18 protein-coding genes are annotated in these 17,119 nt (G+C 62.5%); 9 read left to right on the top strand and 9 right to left on the bottom strand.

Annotation, left to right across the window (positions count from 1 at the left end; genetic code table 11):
- Positions 1-552 (bottom strand): ATP-dependent protease subunit HslV, encoded by a 552-nt coding sequence (gene hslV, locus G365_RS0108395; RefSeq protein ID WP_019645070.1) that lies wholly within the window; start codon positions 550-552, stop codon positions 1-3.
- Positions 553-879: 327 nt separating this feature from the next.
- On the opposite strand from hslV, the gene G365_RS0108390 reads away from it, so the two are divergent.
- Positions 880-1,245, top strand: coding sequence for a hypothetical protein (locus G365_RS0108390; protein ID WP_155976193.1), 366 nt, complete (start codon positions 880-882; stop codon positions 1,243-1,245).
- 10 nt (positions 1,246-1,255) lie between these two features.
- Here G365_RS0108390 and G365_RS0108385 read toward each other — a convergent pair whose 3' ends face one another.
- Complete coding sequence (locus G365_RS0108385; protein ID WP_019645068.1) at positions 1,256-1,732, bottom strand: helix-turn-helix domain-containing protein; 477 nt, start codon at positions 1,730-1,732, stop codon at positions 1,256-1,258.
- A 378-nt stretch (positions 1,733-2,110) separates the two neighbouring features.
- Between G365_RS0108385 and hisB the strand changes: the two genes are divergently transcribed.
- From hisB to G365_RS0108350, 7 genes are all read left to right on the top strand, one after another.
- Positions 2,111-2,710 carry an imidazoleglycerol-phosphate dehydratase HisB gene (gene hisB / locus G365_RS0108380; protein ID WP_019645067.1) on the top strand — a complete coding sequence of 200 codons (600 nt, stop codon included), beginning with the start codon at positions 2,111-2,113 and terminating at the stop codon, positions 2,708-2,710.
- A gap of 217 nt (positions 2,711-2,927) precedes the next feature.
- Positions 2,928-3,572, top strand: coding sequence for an imidazole glycerol phosphate synthase subunit HisH (hisH, locus tag G365_RS0108375; RefSeq protein WP_019645066.1), 645 nt, complete (start codon positions 2,928-2,930; stop codon positions 3,570-3,572).
- 12 nt (positions 3,573-3,584) lie between these two features.
- Complete coding sequence (gene hisA, locus G365_RS0108370) at positions 3,585-4,328, top strand: 1-(5-phosphoribosyl)-5-[(5-phosphoribosylamino)methylideneamino]imidazole-4-carboxamide isomerase (RefSeq protein WP_019645065.1); 744 nt, start codon at positions 3,585-3,587, stop codon at positions 4,326-4,328.
- A 7-nt stretch (positions 4,329-4,335) separates the two neighbouring features.
- The gene (gene hisF, locus G365_RS0108365) at positions 4,336-5,097 is read left to right on the top strand and encodes an imidazole glycerol phosphate synthase subunit HisF (protein WP_019645064.1); all 762 of its coding nucleotides are present in this window, start codon (positions 4,336-4,338) and stop codon (positions 5,095-5,097) included.
- A gap of 5 nt (positions 5,098-5,102) precedes the next feature.
- Entirely contained in the window at positions 5,103-5,438 is a 336-nt protein-coding gene (locus G365_RS0108360; protein ID WP_019645063.1) for a phosphoribosyl-ATP diphosphatase, read from the top strand.
- Entirely contained in the window at positions 5,438-5,797 is a 360-nt protein-coding gene (locus tag G365_RS0108355; protein ID WP_019645062.1) for a histidine triad nucleotide-binding protein, read from the top strand. The genes G365_RS0108360 and G365_RS0108355 overlap by 1 nt, the downstream gene beginning before the upstream one ends.
- A 225-nt stretch (positions 5,798-6,022) precedes the next feature.
- Positions 6,023-6,814, top strand: coding sequence for a hypothetical protein (locus G365_RS0108350; RefSeq protein WP_155976192.1), 792 nt, complete (start codon positions 6,023-6,025; stop codon positions 6,812-6,814).
- Positions 6,815-6,818: 4 nt separating this feature from the next.
- Here G365_RS0108350 and G365_RS20805 read toward each other — a convergent pair whose 3' ends face one another.
- Positions 6,819-7,259 carry a MarR family winged helix-turn-helix transcriptional regulator gene (locus G365_RS20805; protein WP_019645060.1) on the bottom strand — a complete coding sequence of 147 codons (441 nt, stop codon included), beginning with the start codon at positions 7,257-7,259 and terminating at the stop codon, positions 6,819-6,821.
- Positions 7,260-7,375: 116 nt separating this feature from the next.
- Between G365_RS20805 and G365_RS0108340 the strand changes: the two genes are divergently transcribed.
- Positions 7,376-7,894, top strand: coding sequence for a PaaI family thioesterase (locus tag G365_RS0108340; protein ID WP_019645059.1), 519 nt, complete (start codon positions 7,376-7,378; stop codon positions 7,892-7,894).
- A 73-nt stretch (positions 7,895-7,967) separates the two neighbouring features.
- On the opposite strand, the gene trxA is transcribed toward G365_RS0108340, so the two are convergent.
- From trxA to tsaE, 6 genes are all read right to left on the bottom strand, one after another.
- Positions 7,968-8,282: a thioredoxin TrxA gene (trxA, locus tag G365_RS0108335; protein WP_019645058.1), complete on the bottom strand. Its 315-nt coding sequence runs from the start codon at positions 8,280-8,282 to the stop codon at positions 7,968-7,970.
- Between the two features lie 106 nt (positions 8,283-8,388).
- Positions 8,389-11,886 carry a double-strand break repair helicase AddA gene (gene addA / locus G365_RS0108330; protein ID WP_019645057.1) on the bottom strand — a complete coding sequence of 1,166 codons (3,498 nt, stop codon included), beginning with the start codon at positions 11,884-11,886 and terminating at the stop codon, positions 8,389-8,391.
- The gene (gene addB, locus G365_RS0108325) at positions 11,883-14,840 is read right to left on the bottom strand and encodes a double-strand break repair protein AddB (protein WP_019645056.1); all 2,958 of its coding nucleotides are present in this window, start codon (positions 14,838-14,840) and stop codon (positions 11,883-11,885) included. The genes addA and addB overlap by 4 nt, the downstream gene beginning before the upstream one ends.
- A 27-nt stretch (positions 14,841-14,867) precedes the next feature.
- Positions 14,868-15,626, bottom strand: a complete 759-nt coding sequence (locus tag G365_RS20800; protein WP_019645055.1) for a nucleotidyltransferase family protein — start codon at positions 15,624-15,626, stop codon at positions 14,868-14,870.
- Positions 15,623-16,642, bottom strand: a complete 1,020-nt coding sequence (locus G365_RS0108315) for an aminoglycoside phosphotransferase family protein (protein ID WP_019645054.1) — start codon at positions 16,640-16,642, stop codon at positions 15,623-15,625. Before G365_RS0108315 ends, G365_RS20800 begins: the two co-directional genes overlap by 4 nt.
- A complete protein-coding gene (gene tsaE, locus G365_RS0108310) occupies positions 16,639-17,115 on the bottom strand; it encodes a tRNA (adenosine(37)-N6)-threonylcarbamoyltransferase complex ATPase subunit type 1 TsaE (protein ID WP_019645053.1) in 477 nt (158 codons plus the stop codon). Before tsaE ends, G365_RS0108315 begins: the two co-directional genes overlap by 4 nt.
- Between the last annotated feature and the right edge of the window lie 4 nt (positions 17,116-17,119).

Here is a 17,119-nt window from a genome sequence, read left to right as displayed (position 1 = left end):
TTACAGGCTCTCCAGCGTGACAGAGTGATTGGTGTAGATGCAGATATCACCGGCAATTTTCATGGCTTTCCGGGCAATGGCCTCGGCATCCAGTCCGTCGATATCGATCAGGGCACGGGCCGCAGACAGGGCATAGGCCCCACCGGATCCGATACCGATCAGGCCATCCTCAGGCTCCAGCACATCGCCGGTTCCGGACAGGATCAGAGAGGTGTCGCGGTCGGCGACAGCCATCATGGCTTCCAGTTTGCGCAGATAGCGGTCAGTCCGCCAGTCTTTCGCCAGTTCGACACAGGCCCGCGACAGTTGGTCGGGGTACTGTTCAAGCTTGGCTTCCAGCCGCTCAAACAGGGTGAAGGCATCGGCGGTGGCCCCGGCAAAACCGACAATGACCTTGCCCCCCGCCAACGGGCGGACCTTGCGGGCGCTGGCTTTCAGGACGGTGTTGCCCAGTGTCACCTGTCCGTCACCGGCAACGACGACACGACCGTTTTTGCGGACAGAAAGAATTGTGGTGCCATGCCACGCGGCACTGGTCGGGGAATCATGCATCGGTGATCGGGCCCTGTGATGAAAGAAGCAGACTGACGGCGCAGCCGGGCGGGATCAACCGGGCCTGACGGCGGGCTGTCTCTCCCCCATGCTGTGGTTCAACATGGGGCAGGGATAAACATGGGTCAAGGTTTGGGGAGAAGGCCTGGGTGGAGTCCTGTCAAAGCAGCACTCTTTTTTCGAGTAATCGAAAAAATGCTCTTTAAAAGAGCAGAAACGGCTTTGCGCAAACGGCAACCCTTGATAGATTTGCCGAACAAAAACGGCAACTTACTATCGTCAAGGTTGTATTTTCCGTTTTAGCTAACACGCTGGGGAGGACTACCGATGGCAGAGCAGTCAGATAAGGGGAAGGGCCCGTCTTCAAGGCCGGTAGCGGTGGATGGTACTGCCATCGGCGCAGCGGCCTCTGTTTCTGCCAAGGGGGGATCGCCGCGCCGACGGGCCGGGTTACGTCATACGACGCCAGCCCTGCCCGAGCCATGCTCTGAGCCGTTCAAGATTCTTGCCAGCCTGATCAGTGTGGCGGAACGGTTCAAGACTGACCTCGGAAATCTTCGGCCCGACTATCCTCAAATGGCCGAAGTGATCCACTTTCTGGACATTACCCAGCTGTCAGCCGAACAGCTCCTGCCGGTGTTTGAATGCCCGCCTGACCCCGGTCAGGCCCTGTCCGGTTCTGCGAAACGCTGATGTCCTGCGGTCAGTCGCGGCGCCCCATGCTGCGCAGCAGCTCCAGGACGTTTTTCCGCATATCGGAGCTTGGCAGCTTCCAGTAAGAGCGGACCAGCTCCAGGGTTTCGTTCCGTGACAGCGGGTCCTGTTCGTAAGACGGCAGCCCGGAGACCTCAGGCAGCCCGGCCTGTTCCGGCAGGTGCTGGGTCGGGCGACCATCGGTGACGTCTTTACCGATATCTTCGAAGAAGAAGGAGATTTCGACGCCAAGCACACGGGCGACATCATACAGCCGGGACGCGGAGACGCGGTTGGAGCCACGCTCATACTTTTGAATCTGCTGAAAAGTCACGCCAACGGCGGCGGCCAGCTGTTCCTGACTCAGGCCAAGAAGGGTACGGCGCAGGCGCATACGCTTGCCAACGTGAACGTCAACCGGATCCGGTCCGTATTCCTTGGCAGTAATCGGCTGGCGGCGGCGAGCCTTCGGCTTATCGTCAATCATATTATCGGCACACCATCTTGCGTGGTCAGTCCTATGCCCGGCCCGGTCCGTTGCGTCTGGATACAACACCCCCAGGGGACGGGCCCCTGTCCCGTCTGACCGGACCTAAGCTGTCATCCTGCCATAAGACAGGGTGATGCGTCGGGCTACAGACCGGGGATTGAACAATACTCGGGGTTCTTTGTGTGAACCAGTTGAAACCAGCCAAGAATAGCGAGTAAGAGGTGTAATCCGCATGCTTTTTTTGGCTTCTGGCCCTGTTGGGGATCTTGGCGGGGCCCGACAGGGCTGTTACATAGCCTGAACCCCATCCCCGTTGCCGGGGGAGATGTGCAGGTGTCCCTGATAAGCCCGGCAGCGCAAGCAGAGAGCAAACCCATGCGTCAGGCGAGCATCGAGCGGAAGACCAAGGAAACTGAAATCAGCGTCAGTGTGAACATTGATGGCACCGGCCAGTATGATGTTTCCACCGGGATCGGTTTTCTCGATCACATGCTTGAGCAGCTGTCCCGCCACTCGCTGATGGACCTGACCGTGCGGGCCAAGGGCGATACCCATATCGATTTCCACCATACGACCGAGGACAGCGCGCTGGCAATCGGGATGGCGGTGTCGAAAGCCCTGGGGGACCGTGCAGGCATCCAGCGGTACGGTTCTGCCCTGATTCCGATGGATGAGACCCTGTCGCAGGTGGCCCTTGATCTGTCCAACCGCCCCTATCTGATCTGGAAGGTGTCTTTCCCGCGCGACAAGATCGGTGATTTCGATACCGAACTGTTCAAGGAATGGTTCCAGGCATTTTCCCAGACGGCAGGGATCACCCTGCATGTGCAGAACCATTATGGTGAAAACTGCCATCACATCATTGAAAGCTGCTTCAAGGCACTGGCCCGTGCCCTGCGGCAGGCGATGGAGATTGATCCGCGCAAGCCGGGTGCGGTCCCGTCGACCAAGGGGGTTCTGGGCGGCAGCCTGTAAGAGGCCGCTACAGTTCCACAGTGGTAAAGGCATGATCCATGCGTGGTGTGGGGTTTATCCCTGCGCCGGTTCCTGCTAAGACAGCGCAGGGCTGCCCCCGCATGGGGGTGGCCCCGTCGGTATGCCATGTCGGCCATAGTGTACCGGCTTTTCCATTCGACAGTCCCGGGGCCGGTGCGATGCCTGTTGCCGGGGCGGATTACTTTCGAGGACGCAGATGACAGTAGCCATCATCGACTACGGCTCGGGCAATCTGCGCTCTGCCGCCAAGGCGCTTGACCGCGCGGTGCGTGAGGCCGGTCTGACCGAGACCGTTCTTGTCACCAATGATGCGGATCAGGTGCGGAAGGCAGATCGCGTGGTGTTGCCCGGTGTGGGGGCGTTCGGGGACTGCAAGCGCGGATTATCCGCCGTTCCCGGCATGATTGAAGCCCTGACCGAGGTGGTCCATCATCATCATCGTCCGTTTCTTGGCATCTGTGTCGGTATGCAGCTGATGGCCGAACGTGGGGTCGAGCACGGCACGTTTGAGGGGCTGGGCTGGATTTCCGGCGAGGTTTCAGCCCTGACGCCGTCGGACCCGACCCTGAAAATCCCGCACATGGGTTGGAACGAGCTGGTGTTTGACGGCGGGGCACATCCGGTTCTTACCGGGATCGCGCCGGGCGACCATGCCTATTTTGTCCACAGCTACCATATGCAGTGTGCTGATCCGGCGCACCGGCTGGTGACGGTGGATTACGGCGGGCCGGTGACAGCAATGATCGCCCGCGACACCATGGTCGGAACCCAGTTCCACCCGGAGAAAAGTCAGGCGGTTGGCCTGAAGCTTTTGACCAATTTCCTGCGCTGGACGCCATAAGGGGCCGCCGAAATGATTCTGTTTCCTGCCATTGATCTGAAGGACGGGGCCTGCGTTCGGCTTCTGCGCGGCGAAATGGATGCCGCAACCGTTTTTAACACCTCGCCCGGTGATCAGGCGGCCCGTTTCCGGGCTGCGGGGATTGACTGGCTGCATGTGGTGGATCTGAACGGAGCGTTTGCCGGGCAGCCGGTCAATGCCGGGGCCGTCGATGCCATTCTGGCGGCACTGGGGCCGGATATTCCGGTTCAGCTGGGCGGTGGTATCCGTGATCATGCCACCATCGACATGTGGCTGGAAAAGGGCGTCCGCCGGGTGATCCTCGGGACCGTCGCCCTCCGTGATCCGGCATTGGTGAAAGAGGCCTGCCGGCGTCATCCGGGCCGGGTGGCGGTCGGCATTGATGCCCGTAAAGGCATGGTGGCGGTGGAAGGCTGGGCTGAAACCTCTGACATCACTGCCGTTGATCTCGGGCTGAAGTTTGAGGATGCCGGGGTTGCTGCCATCATCTACACCGACATCGACCGCGACGGGGCGATGGGCGGCCCGAACACCGAGGCAACCGTTGCACTGGCAGAACGTCTGTCAACGCCGGTGATCGTCTCCGGTGGGGTGTCATCGGTGGCTGATCTTACGGCCGTCCGTGACCGGGCGGCGCAGATGACCCGCGGTGAGATTGCCGGGGTGATCTCTGGCCGGGCAATTTATGACGGCAGCCTCGATCTGGCCGAAGCACTGGCCGTTCTGCGGGGATAATCACGCTATGATGAAAATGCGCATTATCCCCTGTCTGGACGTCAAGGACGGCCGGGTGGTCAAAGGGGTCAACTTCGTCGGCCTGCGTGATGCCGGGGATCCGGTGGAGCAGGCGCGCATCTATGATGCCGCCGGGGCTGATGAGCTGTGTTTTCTGGACATTACAGCCTCGTCTGAGAACCGGGATACTCTCTATGACGTGGTGACCCGCACGGCGGAGCAGTGCTTTATGCCGCTGACCGTCGGGGGTGGGGTGCGGACCAACGAGGATATCCGCAGGCTGCTTCTGGCCGGGGCTGACAAAGTTTCTATCAACACTGCGGCTGTTCACCGTCCTGAGTTTGTCCGTGAAGCAGCGGAGAAGTTTGGCAGCCAGTGTGTGGTGGTGGCGATTGATGCCAAATCAGTCGCCCCCGGCAAGTTCGAGATCTTCACGCACGGTGGCCGGAATGCCACCGGGCTGGATGCGGTGGACTGGGCCAGACGGATGGCTGATTATGGGGCCGGAGAAATCCTGCTGACCAGCATGGACCGCGACGGCACCAAGCAGGGCTTCAACCTGCCGCTCACCCGGGCTGTGGCCGACGCGGTGTCGATCCCGGTGATTGCCTCCGGCGGCGTTGGCACATTGGAGCATCTGGCGGAAGGGGTTCTTGAGGGGCACGCCACTGCGGTTCTGGCCGCGTCAATCTTCCACTTCGGGGAATACACCGTGCAGCAGGCCAAGGAGTACATGGCCTCCCGCGGGATCCCCATGCGCATGGGGTAAGCCGCATGACCACGCAACACACCCTCGATGCCCTCTATGAGATTGTCGCCAGCCGCAAGGGTGGTGACCCGGAGGCATCCTATACCGCCAAGCTGTTCACCAAAGGCCGGAAGAAGATTGCCCAGAAGGTCGGTGAGGAGGCGGTGGAAATCGCCATTGCTTCACTGGTCGAGGGAAAGGCGGAGCTGATCTCAGAAAGTGCGGATCTGCTGTACCATCTGACAGCCCTGTGGGCTGACTGCGATGTGAAGCCGGAAGAGGTGTGGGCTGAGCTGCAAAACCGCTTTGGCACATCCGGTCTGGATGAAAAGAAGTCCCGCAAAAAGAAAGGCGAGATGTGATGTCTTACGATCCGAATAATATCTTCGCCCGCATTCTGCGCGGGGAAATCCCGAACCATACGGTCTATGAAGACGATCACGTTCTGGCGTTCCATGATATTGCCCCGGCCCGTCCGGTGCATGTTCTGGTGATCCCGAAGGGTCCCTACAAGTCTCTGAATGAAATGGCCCAACTGGGGAAAGATGTGGAAATCGCCGCCCTGTTCCGTGCCATTGAGAAGGTGGCGGATCTGACGCGGGTGCGGGACAGCGGCTATCGTGTCATTACCAACATCGGCGAAGATGGCGGTCAGGAAGTTCCCCACCTCCACTTCCACGTTCTGGGAGGTGGCGCTGTCGGTCCGATGCTGAAGCGCTGAGCCCCACAGTTTCAGTCTGCCCTGAAAAACCTGCTCCTGAGACTCAGGGGCAGGTTTTTTTATATGCACAAATATTGCTTTTCCGTCATGATTTCTGTGGCGCACGGGGCAGGTCGTGATCGTTTTTATCAAAAAGACGAATAAGATCGGATGATTATGACGCTCTGATAGTCTTTCTGACAGGGGTGATGTACTCTGTCAGCAGGGTTAGGGAAGGGTATGGGCATGAGAATGACAGGGGCGCTGTCGGCCCTCAGGCGGGTGGCACTGCTGTCCGGCATATGGGGGATGATCGCTCTCTGCATCGCCTGTGACTTTTCATCAGGTGTTGCCCGGGCTGAAACCGCGCCGGTCAAGGTGTTTGGCCAGTTTGGAGAAACCCGGTATGCCGCGACGGAGGCGATGAAGCGTCTGCAGGCAATCCTTGATCTGGTATATGGTGAAGCCGGTCTCGAGCCGGAATACGTGCCTGTTCCTTTTAACCGGGCGTATCAGCAGGTGATCAATCATCCGGGGAGCTGTCTGGCAGCCGTCACCCGCTCCGCTGAGACGGAGCAGACGCTGCGCTGGATGTTCCCGGTCAGCGAAACACGGGTGATCGTCATCGGCCCGGTCTTGTCAGAGACACCGGATGAAGCGGTTTCGGTCGAGATGCTCCGCCGCGCGGAAGCCAAAGGGATTGTCAGTCTGGATGGGGCCGGGCAGGTCCTTCTGCAAGGGGCCGGTATCCGGCATGACAGTCGCCCGACAGCTGACACGGTTGTTAAAATGGTTGCAGCCGGGCGCGTCCGGTATGGGGTGCTGTTGTCGGTGACATTTGATCTTCTCGACAATGATGAGAAGTCAGGAGTCCGGGTTCTTGGGCCTTTGCAGGTGCAGACCATCTGGCATGCCTGTCATCGTGATCTACCGCAGGAGCAGGCAAACCGGTTGACTGCGGCATGGGCACATCTGAAGGAGGATGGGCGGCTTGCCGCCGTTTATGCCCGTTTTCAGACGACGGTTCCTGCGCCCTGACTGCTCAAGGGGCGTGAGATAACCCTTCCCACACCGTGGTCAGGCGATCATGCAGATCCCGCACGAAATCCCGCCCCAGATCGTCCTTCACACCGCGCTGAACATTCCGCCAGAGGGGGACAGCCTGTTCAAACAGGGCGGTTCCCGCCTCAGTCAGGCGGGCGAGCTTGACCCTGCGGTCTGTTGCTTCGGCTTCCAATGTCAGCCAGCCTGCGGCCAGCATCGGCTTTAAGGTCCGTGTCAGGGTGGTCCGGTCCATGACCAGCATGTCAGCCAGTGCGGTCAGCGCGATGGGGGTGGTCATCAGATGGGCGAGAACAGAAAACTGGGTGATCCGCAGTCCCAGCGGGGCCAATGCAGCATCGTACCGCCCGGTAATGACCCGGGCTGCCCGCCGGATCTGAAAGCAGGTGCAGGGGCTGGCGTAGGGGGCGGAGGCCATCATGGGGCGAAATCCGGGGCAAGCTGACCGATCCGCTATACTAGGGTATTTCCGTTGCTACCGCTACTTTTTGCATATACAACATTGTATATGCAATTAAAAGAAGCCGGGAGAAAACGATGACCACTGCTGTATCCCCGTCCGGTCCCCACTACGGGGTCCTGCCGCTGGCCGAGATCTCTGCTGAAGATGGTATGACCTATCTGAACGGCATTCTTGAAGGCCGCCATCCGGCCCCGCCAATTGCCCGGACCCTTGGGTTCGGGCTGGGGGAAATCAGCCCGGGTCATGCCGTGTTTGAAGGGACGCCGACCGAAGATCACTATAACCCGATCGGTACCGTCCATGCCGGATTTGCCGCGACCTTGCTTGACAGCTGCATGGCCTGTTCAGTGCATACCACCCTGAAAGCGGGTGAGGCGTATACGACGCTGGAGTTTAAAATCAATCTGGTCCGGGCCATCACCGTCAAAACCGGCCCGGTCCGGGCAATTGGCACCCTGATCCACCGAGGCAGCCGGATTGCCACGGCAGAGGGAAAACTGGTGGACGCAGACGGGAAAATTTATGCGACGGCAACCACCACCTGCATGATCATGGCCCCCGGAGAACGCCGGGCCGGAGAGGGCAAGGCCTGAGAACCCTGTGACAGGCCATAGAAAAAGCCCCGGCCAGAAGGTCCGGGGCTTTTTACGGGGTGCTTGCCGTGTGTTACAGCACGGAGTTAACCCACTCGACCAGCTTGGATTTCGGCAGGGCACCGACTTTAACGGCGGCGACTTCCCCCCCCTTGAACATCACCAGGGTCGGGATGCCGCGCACCCCGAACTTGGCCGGGGTCATCGGGTTATCGTCAATATTGACTTTACCGACCACCAGACGGCCAGCGAATTCGGTGGAAATATCATCCAGTGCCGGGGCGATCTGCTTGCACGGACCGCACCATTCCGCCCAGAAATCCACCAGAACCGGCAGGTCAGACTTCAGAACGTCTGCTTCGAAGCTGCTGTCCGTAACGTGTTTCATCCCGCAAAATCCTTCCGTGAGGGTCCGGCGCAGACGCCGGACATCAGATGACCCAGACTCTAGGGAGCCGCCTTCAGAACGTCAAGTCAGGGACCGCTGTCTTCCTTCAGCCTGCAGCGGTGAACCGTCCTTCCAGCAGATCTGACAGGGCTTGATCCAGCGTCTGCGGCGGCAGATCCATCAGGAAGGGGCCATCCGTCCACAGCAGGGCGCAATGTACCGGCCGGTCCGGGTACACCTGCTGCAGTACATCACGGTATAGCGCCAGCTGAACCAGATAGGCGTCGGCCACGTCCTCGACCCGCCGGGGGGGCGGGCGGTTGGTCTTAAAGTCCACGACCCACACACCTTCCGGTCTGACCAGCAGACGGTCGACCTGACCGGAGACCACATGCTGATGGGCCACCACCCCGGTCAGGGGCACTTCTGCCAGTGATCCCGGGCCGAACAGGTCGGCGAAATCAGGGTGAGCCACCACCGCCATCGTCTCCCGCCGGAACTGGTCCTGCCGGTCGGCGGGCAGATCCCACACCGGACGGGCCAGATAGCGGGCTGCGGCGGCCTCGCGCTGTTCCGGTGGCAGGTCCGGCAGGATCTGCAGCAGGGTGTGGATCAGACGGCCCCGCTGGAAGCGGTGGCTGTCGCTGTCTTCATCGCCACTCAGGGGGGACCGTACCGGCGGATCAATCAGAACCGGTTTTGAAGGGGCCAGCGGCCGCGATGGTGTCGGCTCCTTCGGTGGTGGGGCGCTGATCCAGCCGGGCAGTGCGGCGGCGTCACCACGGTTCTGGGTGACTGGCCGGTCCGGGCGGGCCGGATCGGTCTGGGCGGAGGTATGACGCCAGACGGCGACCGGGTCTTCTCCGGCCAGACGGGTCAGCAGCGGGTCGTCCACTTCCTGCCCCAGATCCGTCATGGCAGCAGAGACCAGATCGTGCCAGCAGTCCGGGCTGCGGCGGGTCCGGTTGTCCCAGCCGCAGACATACAGGCGGTCTTCGGCCCGTGTCAGGGCCACATACAGCAGGCGCCGGTATTCCTGCATCTGCCGCCGCCCGTTTTCATCATGCATGGCCTGCGCCAGAGGGGCACGGAACTCGGCCCGTGGCGGCCAGACCAGCAGGGTTTCCTCGTCTGTTTCCTGCCACAGCAGCGTTTCGCTGTTTTTCGGAATCTGGCAGGTGTCGGGCAGAAAGACCACCGGGGCCTGCAGACCCTTTGATCCATGGACCGTCATCACCCGGACCGCATTCCCGCCTTCTTCCAGATCGCGCTTCAGTTGCTGTTCGTCGGCACTCAGCCAGTGGAGGAACCCCTGTAGGGTCGGCGGGTGGCTGCGGTCATAAGCCAGAGTCAGGCCGATGAATTCATCCAGTGGGTCGGCGGCATCGGGCCCCAGTCGGGCCAGTAGTTTTTTCCGCCCCTGCAATGGACCCAGAACGTGCGAAAACAGTTCATGCGGGGGCAGGAAGTCGGCCTTTTCCATCAGTCGCCGCAGGGTCTGATAGGCGTCGCGGAACGGCCCGCCATGGTCTGCCTGCTCGCGCAGGGTCCGCCACAGGGTCACCCCCCGCCGGCGGTCATGGGCAAGGGTGAACAGATCCTCTTCACTCAGGGAAAACAGTGGCCCCTTCAGGACAGTGGCCAGCGTCAGATCATCTTCGGGTAACAGCAGCACCTGCGCCAGAGCCAGAAGATCCTGCACCACCAGCTGTTCGGTCAGGATCATACGGTCAACCCCGGCGACCGGGACCCCGCGTTCCTTCAGGGACCGCACCAGACTGTCAACAAAACCGTTCCGGCGGCGGACCAGAATCAGGATGTCACCGGGGCGGATGGGCCGGTCGCGGCTGTCCAGCCGTTCCTGATCACGGATCATGGCCTCAATGCGGGCAGCCATCAGCCGGGCCAGCCGGTTCTGGGCGCTTTCCACCCGGATCCGTTCGACCGGGGGTTTCCATGGCTGTGCCGGTTCCGCCGCCGTTGGCTCCAGCGGTGACCACACTTCGACCACCCCGGCCTGTCCGGTGCGGAAAGGCAGGTGGGCAATCCCGTCGGCCCCGATGACTCCGTCCCCGGCCCCGGCGCGGCGGAACACGCTGTCGACCAGATCAAGGACGGCGGGGACAGAGCGGAACGAGACTTCGAGGGCCACGTCCTCAAACCGCCGTTCGATGGACGCCGCAGCCCCGGAGAACCGCTGTCGGCTGATCTCGAATTCCTGCGGGCTTGCCCCCTGAAAGGAATAAATCGACTGTTTGCGGTCACCGACGGCAAACACCGTCCGTGGTGGCTGGTCCGGGTGCTGGCCTTCTCCGGCGAAAAACTCCGAAACCAGAGACCGCACCACAGCCCACTGATCGGGGCTGGTATCCTGCGCTTCATCGATCATCAGGTGATCAAGGCCACCGTCGAGCTTGAACAGCACCCACGCCGCCGCATCAGACCGCGACAGCAGGCGGCGGGCGGTCAGGATCAGGTCGTCGAAATCCATCCGTCCGGTTGTGGCCTTTGCCCGTTCATAGCGGCTCAGAATGGCGTCGGCCAATACCAGCAGGGCGTCAGTGGCTTCCAGGCACACCGCCGCCTTGGCCTGCTGTTCAACCCGGTAAACCCGTTCCGTTTCCGCATCAAGGAAGGTCAGGAGGTGGGGAAAGGCTTCCTTCACCGCTTTGCTGGGAAAGCGGGTCTGTGATTTTGGTTCTTTTTCCTTGGTCAGGTAGACGCTGACATAGCGGTCCCACTGTACCGCCCGGTCCTCCACCGGCAGGGCCAGCCAGGCTGCCAGCACACCGGCCAGTTCCTGATCGCTTTTGCCGCCTTGCCCCAATGCCTGCGCCAGTGCCCGGGCTGATTCCTCATCCAGCCGGGGGGGGTGACAGGCAGCGGCGATCAGGCCTGCCGGGGTGGTGCCGGGCTCCAGTTCCAGCGCCTGCCGCAGACGGTCAACCGCCGTATCGACCCCATCGGCCAGAACCCGGCGCAATTTACCGCGGGCCTGTGAGACCGCAATCATCAGGCTGGAGAAGCTGTCTTCCTGCACATGGCGGGTGATGACGGTCAGGGCTGCCGAGAGGCGGGCGTTGGTCCCCAGCCGGGCATCAATCAACACCTGTTCACGGACCTGCTGCATCAGTTCGGCAGCGTCACGGTCTTCGATCAGCGTGAAATGCGGAGAAATCCCGGCTTCGAGCGGAAACCGCCCAAGCAGGGCCTGACAGAAGCTGTGGATGGTCTGAATCTTCATACCGCCCGGTACATCCAGCACTCCGGCAAACAGCCGTCGGGCGGTACGCAGGGTGACGGCATCCGGCTTCTGACCGCGCAGAGTGGTCAGATCCTGACTCAAGGCCTCATCGCTCGCCACGGCCCAGTCTGACAGCCGCCGGGCCAGCCGGTTGGCCATTTCAGCCGCAGCGGCTTTGGTGAAGGTCAGGCACAGGATTTTTTCCGGGCGGGTGCCGGTCAGCAGTAAGTTCAGCACCCGGTCGGTCAGCACTTTGGTCTTGCCGGTACCGGCATTAGCCCCGACCCAGACAGAGGCCAGCGGATCGGCGGCAAGGCGCTGACGGTCTGTGGCCTGACGGAGGATTTCGCTCACGCTCATTCACCGTCCTCCCCTTCGCCGCTGGCCCATTCCTTGACCCGGGCCAGATGCTGATAGTCAGAATAGCGCGGCGCATAATCGGGGTGCGGGCGTGGTTCGTAGGGGGTGTCCTGATGATCAAAGGCCATGACCAGCCCCCGCAGCCCTTCCAGTGCTTCTTCAGCCAGCGTGTCAGCGGTGCTGTCTTTTCCGCAGGCGGATTTTTCCGTTCCGCCGGCCCGTGATCCGGTGACATGCCAGAACAGCAGATCCTGCACCGGGGCGGCACCGACCCCTTCGAAGCCGCCGCTGCGGGCAATCAGGGCTTCCAGCGGTAATTGTGGGGCGTATCCGGCGCTGATTTCTTTCTGGCTTGGCGGACTGCCGGTTTTGTAGTCGATGATTGACAGGCTGCCGTCGCGATGGCGGTCAATACGGTCTGCGGTGGCAGTGACGGTGAAGCTGCCGATGTCCAGCTCGCCTTTCACTTCGCTGAAGCTGCGGTCAACCGTGGTCCGGCGGTCCTGCTCCATCGCCACCACCCATGCCGCCAGCCGCTCAAACCGTGGCCACCAGAACGCCCAGACAGCCGGGCGGTCCAGATGGTCGGCAAAGGCCTTCCGTCCACAGGACAGCAGGCTGTCCAGTGGATCTGCGGGAAGGTCCTGTGGATGGGCCTTCAGAAACAGTTCCAGCGCCCTGTGAACCAGCATTCCGTAATCTGCCGGGCCCGGCTCCGCTTCCAGCGGGTCAAGGGCCTGCAGGCCGAGGATAAAGCGGGCATAGATGGCATAGGGGTCACGCATCCATGTTTCCACCCGCGTCACCGACAGGCGGCGGGGGCGGGCGGAAACAGGCGGGCGGGGAGAAGGTCGCTGCGGAGGGATCTGGCGCTCCGGCATATCCAGTATCTGGGCCCAGTTCAGCCAGGTCTCGGCCGGAGTGGGCAGGTTCAGCCCGGTGGCACTGAGGACGGTATCAAGCCGTAGCAGCCAGCGTGACGGGACTGTCGGCGTGCCATCCACTTTGGCCGATCGGGTCATAAGCACCTGAGGGGCACAGAAGGCCATCGCAAAATCGTGCGCCGCATGGCCGATTTTCTGTTCCGGAAGTGGCAGGCCGAAGTCGGTCCGCATCGGGCGGCTCATCCAGGGATCGGCGGACGGACTTGGCGGCCAGATGTTGTCATTCAGTCCGCCGAGAATCATCACATCGGCCTGATACAGACGGGATTCCATTGGGCCGAGAATGCTCAGCCGTGGATGGCTGCCAAATTCGCTGCGCACTCCCCGGCCCAGCATCAGGGTCTGTAACAGGGCCGGATAGGCCGCAGGGGGGATTTCTCCCAGTACATCGGCAGTTTCCGCCAGCTCGCGGACAAAGGCAGCGGCTTCTTCCCCGGCCTGTTCCGCCCATAGCCACAGGGGGCCGGGGCGATCCGGGGTCGCGGCCAGAGCTTCTGCCATCACCATATGGGCTTCCAGCAATGCCGGGAACGGCGTGTCGCTCTGCTTCATCAGGTTGGTAAAGGCACCGCAGCAGCTTTCCAGCGCCGTCAGCAATGGGTCAAGACCGTCAGGTTCAGCCCCTTTTTCGACCAGCGCCTGCCGCAGACCTGACAGACCGGGGGCGGGGCGGACGCCACGCAGGGCCGCCAGTTCCAGCCGCCGCACCGCATCCCGGAAGACGGCCGGATCAAGCCCGGCGGAGCAGAGCGGATGCTTTAGTACCGCCAGCAGCGGCACCGGGGCAAAACCGCTTTCCACCATCGCCGCAGTCAGCCGCAGGAAGGCCCCCGGCGGTGAGACGGTCAGTGGTTGACCGGCAGAATCATCGACGCTGATGCCCCAGCGACCCAGTTCGGCGGCAACCCGGCGGCCAAGGTCACGGTCCGGCGTGACCAGCGCGCAGGTTTTATCCGGTGTTTCCAGCACCGCGCGCATTCGCAGGGCAATCGCCAGCGCCTCTTCCCGCGGGGCCGGACAATCCAGACGTTCCAGACCCGTCACGGCGTCGGCGGTCAGCCCGCCATCGGCCAGAAGCCGCCAGCGGTGGGTGGTGTCTGCCGGGCGCAGCGTCTCACTGATCAGGGTTTCCCGGCTGGTGGAGGCGATGGCTGACAGGGCAAGGGTTTCCGCCACTGGCCAGTCTGCGACATCCGCACGGGTCAGGTCCAGTCGGTCCAGAAGGCGCTTCAGGGTGTACTGGGGGTGTGTTTCCCCCAGTGCTTCCCAGCTTTCCGGATCAAGCGAGCGGTCGAGACCGGGTAATACCACCTGCCCTTCCGGCAGGCCCGCCACCACCGCCAGCAGGTCAGCGGCGGCAGGGACAGAGCCGGTCAGTCCGGCAGCCAGAACCGGCCCCGGCGGGTGGGCCTGCCACAGATCAGCCTGTGCCCGCAGCAGGCGGTTCCGGCGTTCGGCGGGATCGAGGCATCCTTCGGCCTCAAGCACCTGTGGCCACACAGTGGTCAGAATTCTCAAAAAATCGAGAGTGATCTGCCAATGTTCAGCATAGCTGTCGGGCACCAGACCGGCCAGCCGGTCAAATCCCAGTCCTTCCGTCTGAACCTGATCCAGCAGGCGGGCCAGTTCGGCTGCCAACAAGGCAGCCTGATCAGGGGTCTGGGCTTTTCCGGCCCCCGGCGCGGCCAGAATCAGCCGCGTGAGCAGAATCTGCCGTCGCAGCGGCGGGATTTCCGGCGGGATCTCGCTGCCCGCTTCGCCGCCCAGCCCGCTCAGACCGCTTTCATCATCAAGATCGGAAACGGTCAGCAGGCGGGGCAACAGCAGGGCCCTGCCCTGCGACTGGCGCAGAAAGGCTTCCCGCAGGGTCCGTCGGGCCCGTCGGGTCGGCAGCAGAATGATCTGTCGGGCCAGCCGGTCCGGGGTGTTGGCGCTCTCCTTCAGCAGTCCGGCTGCCAGAGTGTCCACAAACGGCAGGCGGGCCGGAATTGTCCAGACGGAAGCGGGCATGGCGTATCCTGCCGGTTGTGGGCGCTGTCAGCGGGAAAGATCGGCCAGAGGGTCATCCTCACCGCTGAGCAGGGCCTTGATGCGCCGTTCGGTTGGCGCGATCGCATCCGGGGTGCCGACATGGAACCACGGGCCGTCATGGGCAACGCCATAGAGGCGACCGGACGCCAGAAGGCGGTCAAACACCACATTCAGCGAAAACGGCCCGTCCGGGGTTCCGGCCATGGCGTCGGGTTTCAGCATCATGACCCCGGCGTAGATGTAGGGGGCGACTTCGCCCTCCCCCCGCCGTCGCAGGACGCCGGTACCATCCATGAAAAAGTCACCAAGACCGTCATAGCCCCAGGCGTCGGAGGTGCGTTTGACCAGCAGCAGGGCATCCATCCGGTCCGGCCGCCAGTGCCGGCCCAGACGTTCCAGCGCCGGACGAGCCCCTTCCATCCAGACGATGTCGGCATTCGCGACAAAAAATGGATTGGGCCCCAGAAGCGGCAGGGCATTGCGGACACCCCCGCCGGTCTCCAGCAGACGTTCTGTCTCGTCAGAGATCACCACCGCCGGTCCGCTTTTGCGCTGGGCCAGATGGCTGCGGATTTTGCCGGGATGGTGATGCACATTCACCACCACATCTTTGACACCTGCGGCCAGCAGGTGGTCCAGCACCCGGTCCAGCATGGTTTTTCCGCCGACCGAGATCAGCGGCTTGGGGGTATGATCGGTAATCGGACGCATGCGGGTGCCAAGACCGGCAGCCAGCACCATCGCCCGCTTGGGCAGGACGGTCATTGCAGCTTCCTCTGTCGCAGGACGGGGGGGACATGATCGTCAAACCACGCCCGGATAGCCATAAGATCAGGATGGGAAAGGGCGCGGTCAAGAAGATCCCACACCCGGGGCAGATGCCCCAGATAGTGGGGCTTTCCATCCCGCTGCCAGGTCCGGACAAAGCCGCCGATCACTTTGGTGTGGCGCTGGGCGGCACAGATGGACCAGTCACGGCGGAAGGTCTCTGCGGTCACTGTCGGGCGGGCGGCCAGATAGCGATTCTGCATCGCCTGCCGCAGGTCGGGGGCAATGTCGCGGCGGGCATCTTCCATCAGGCTCATCAGGTCATAGGGCAGCGGGCCACGCCGGGCACTCTGGAAATCCAGAAGACCACAGGCACCGGTCCCGGCCCGCCCGGACAGAACCATCAGGTTGTCGACATGAAAGTCCCGCAGCACCAGTGTTTGTGGTCCCTCTTCCAGCACGCGGAACAGCGGGTCCCACAACTCAAGAAAGCCCCGGCGCTCCGTCGCAGACAGGGTGATGCCGACAGCGGGCAGAAACCAGTCGCAGAACAGCGAAACCTCGAAGCTCAGAAAGGCATGGTCATAGGGCGGAACATCCGGCAGGGGGTTCTGACGGGTGCTCAGGCGATCGTGCAGCTGGCACAGGGCATCGGTGGCCAGTGTGTACAGCGGCAGAGCCTGATCGGGTGCTGCGGCCAGCGCCCGCCCGTAAGAAAGATCGCCGAAATCTTCCAGCAGCAGAAAGCCATTGTCCCGGTCTTCTGCCCGGATTTCGGGGACACTCAGTCCTTGTCCGGCAAGAAAGCGGGCAAGGGAGACGAAGGCCGGAATTTCGCCGGGTGGCGGGTCATCCATGACGATGGCGGTGCCGTCAGCGCCCGTTACCCGATAATAGGTCCGGGGTGAGGCATCCCCGGCGACAAACACCGCGGTTGCCGGGTTCAGACCGCAGGCGGCCACGAAGGCGGTGCGGCTGGCCGCCCGATCCTGTTGTGAAACCGGAATGGTCATTCCGCCCCCTTCAGCGGTGCCAGGCGGTCTGCCCAGCGGTTCTCTCCGCGCAGGGTGGCCAGCCGTCCGCCGTCCACCGTGTGGGTCAGCGCGATGGTCAGGGCCCGGCGGGGAGCCCACCGGCCCAGCCGCTGCGGCCATTCAATCAGGGAGACGCCATCGGCGAAGGCATCCTCGATCCCCAGTTCCAGCACATCGTCGGGCTTTTCCAGCCGGTACAGGTCAAAGTGCCAGTAGGTGGCGTGTTCCCCGTCGTAGGTCTGGACCAGTGTAAAGGTCGGACTGGGGACTTCTTCGTCCGGATCCCCCAGCGCGGCGCGGATCAGGGCGCGGCACAGGGTGGATTTGCCGGTGCCGAGGTCTCCGTCCAGCAGAACGGTGTCGCCGGGGCGCAGCAGGGCGGCCAGCGCCTGCCCCAGTCGGCAGGTGGCGGTTTCGTCGGCAAGGGGCAGGGTCATCAGATCGGTCATCATGATG

This window comes from Novispirillum itersonii subsp. itersonii ATCC 12639 (assembly GCF_000381985.1).
Classification (GTDB): domain Bacteria; phylum Pseudomonadota; class Alphaproteobacteria; order Rhodospirillales; family Rhodospirillaceae; genus Novispirillum; species Novispirillum itersonii.
This window is presented reverse-complemented; position numbering and strand designations above follow the sequence as displayed.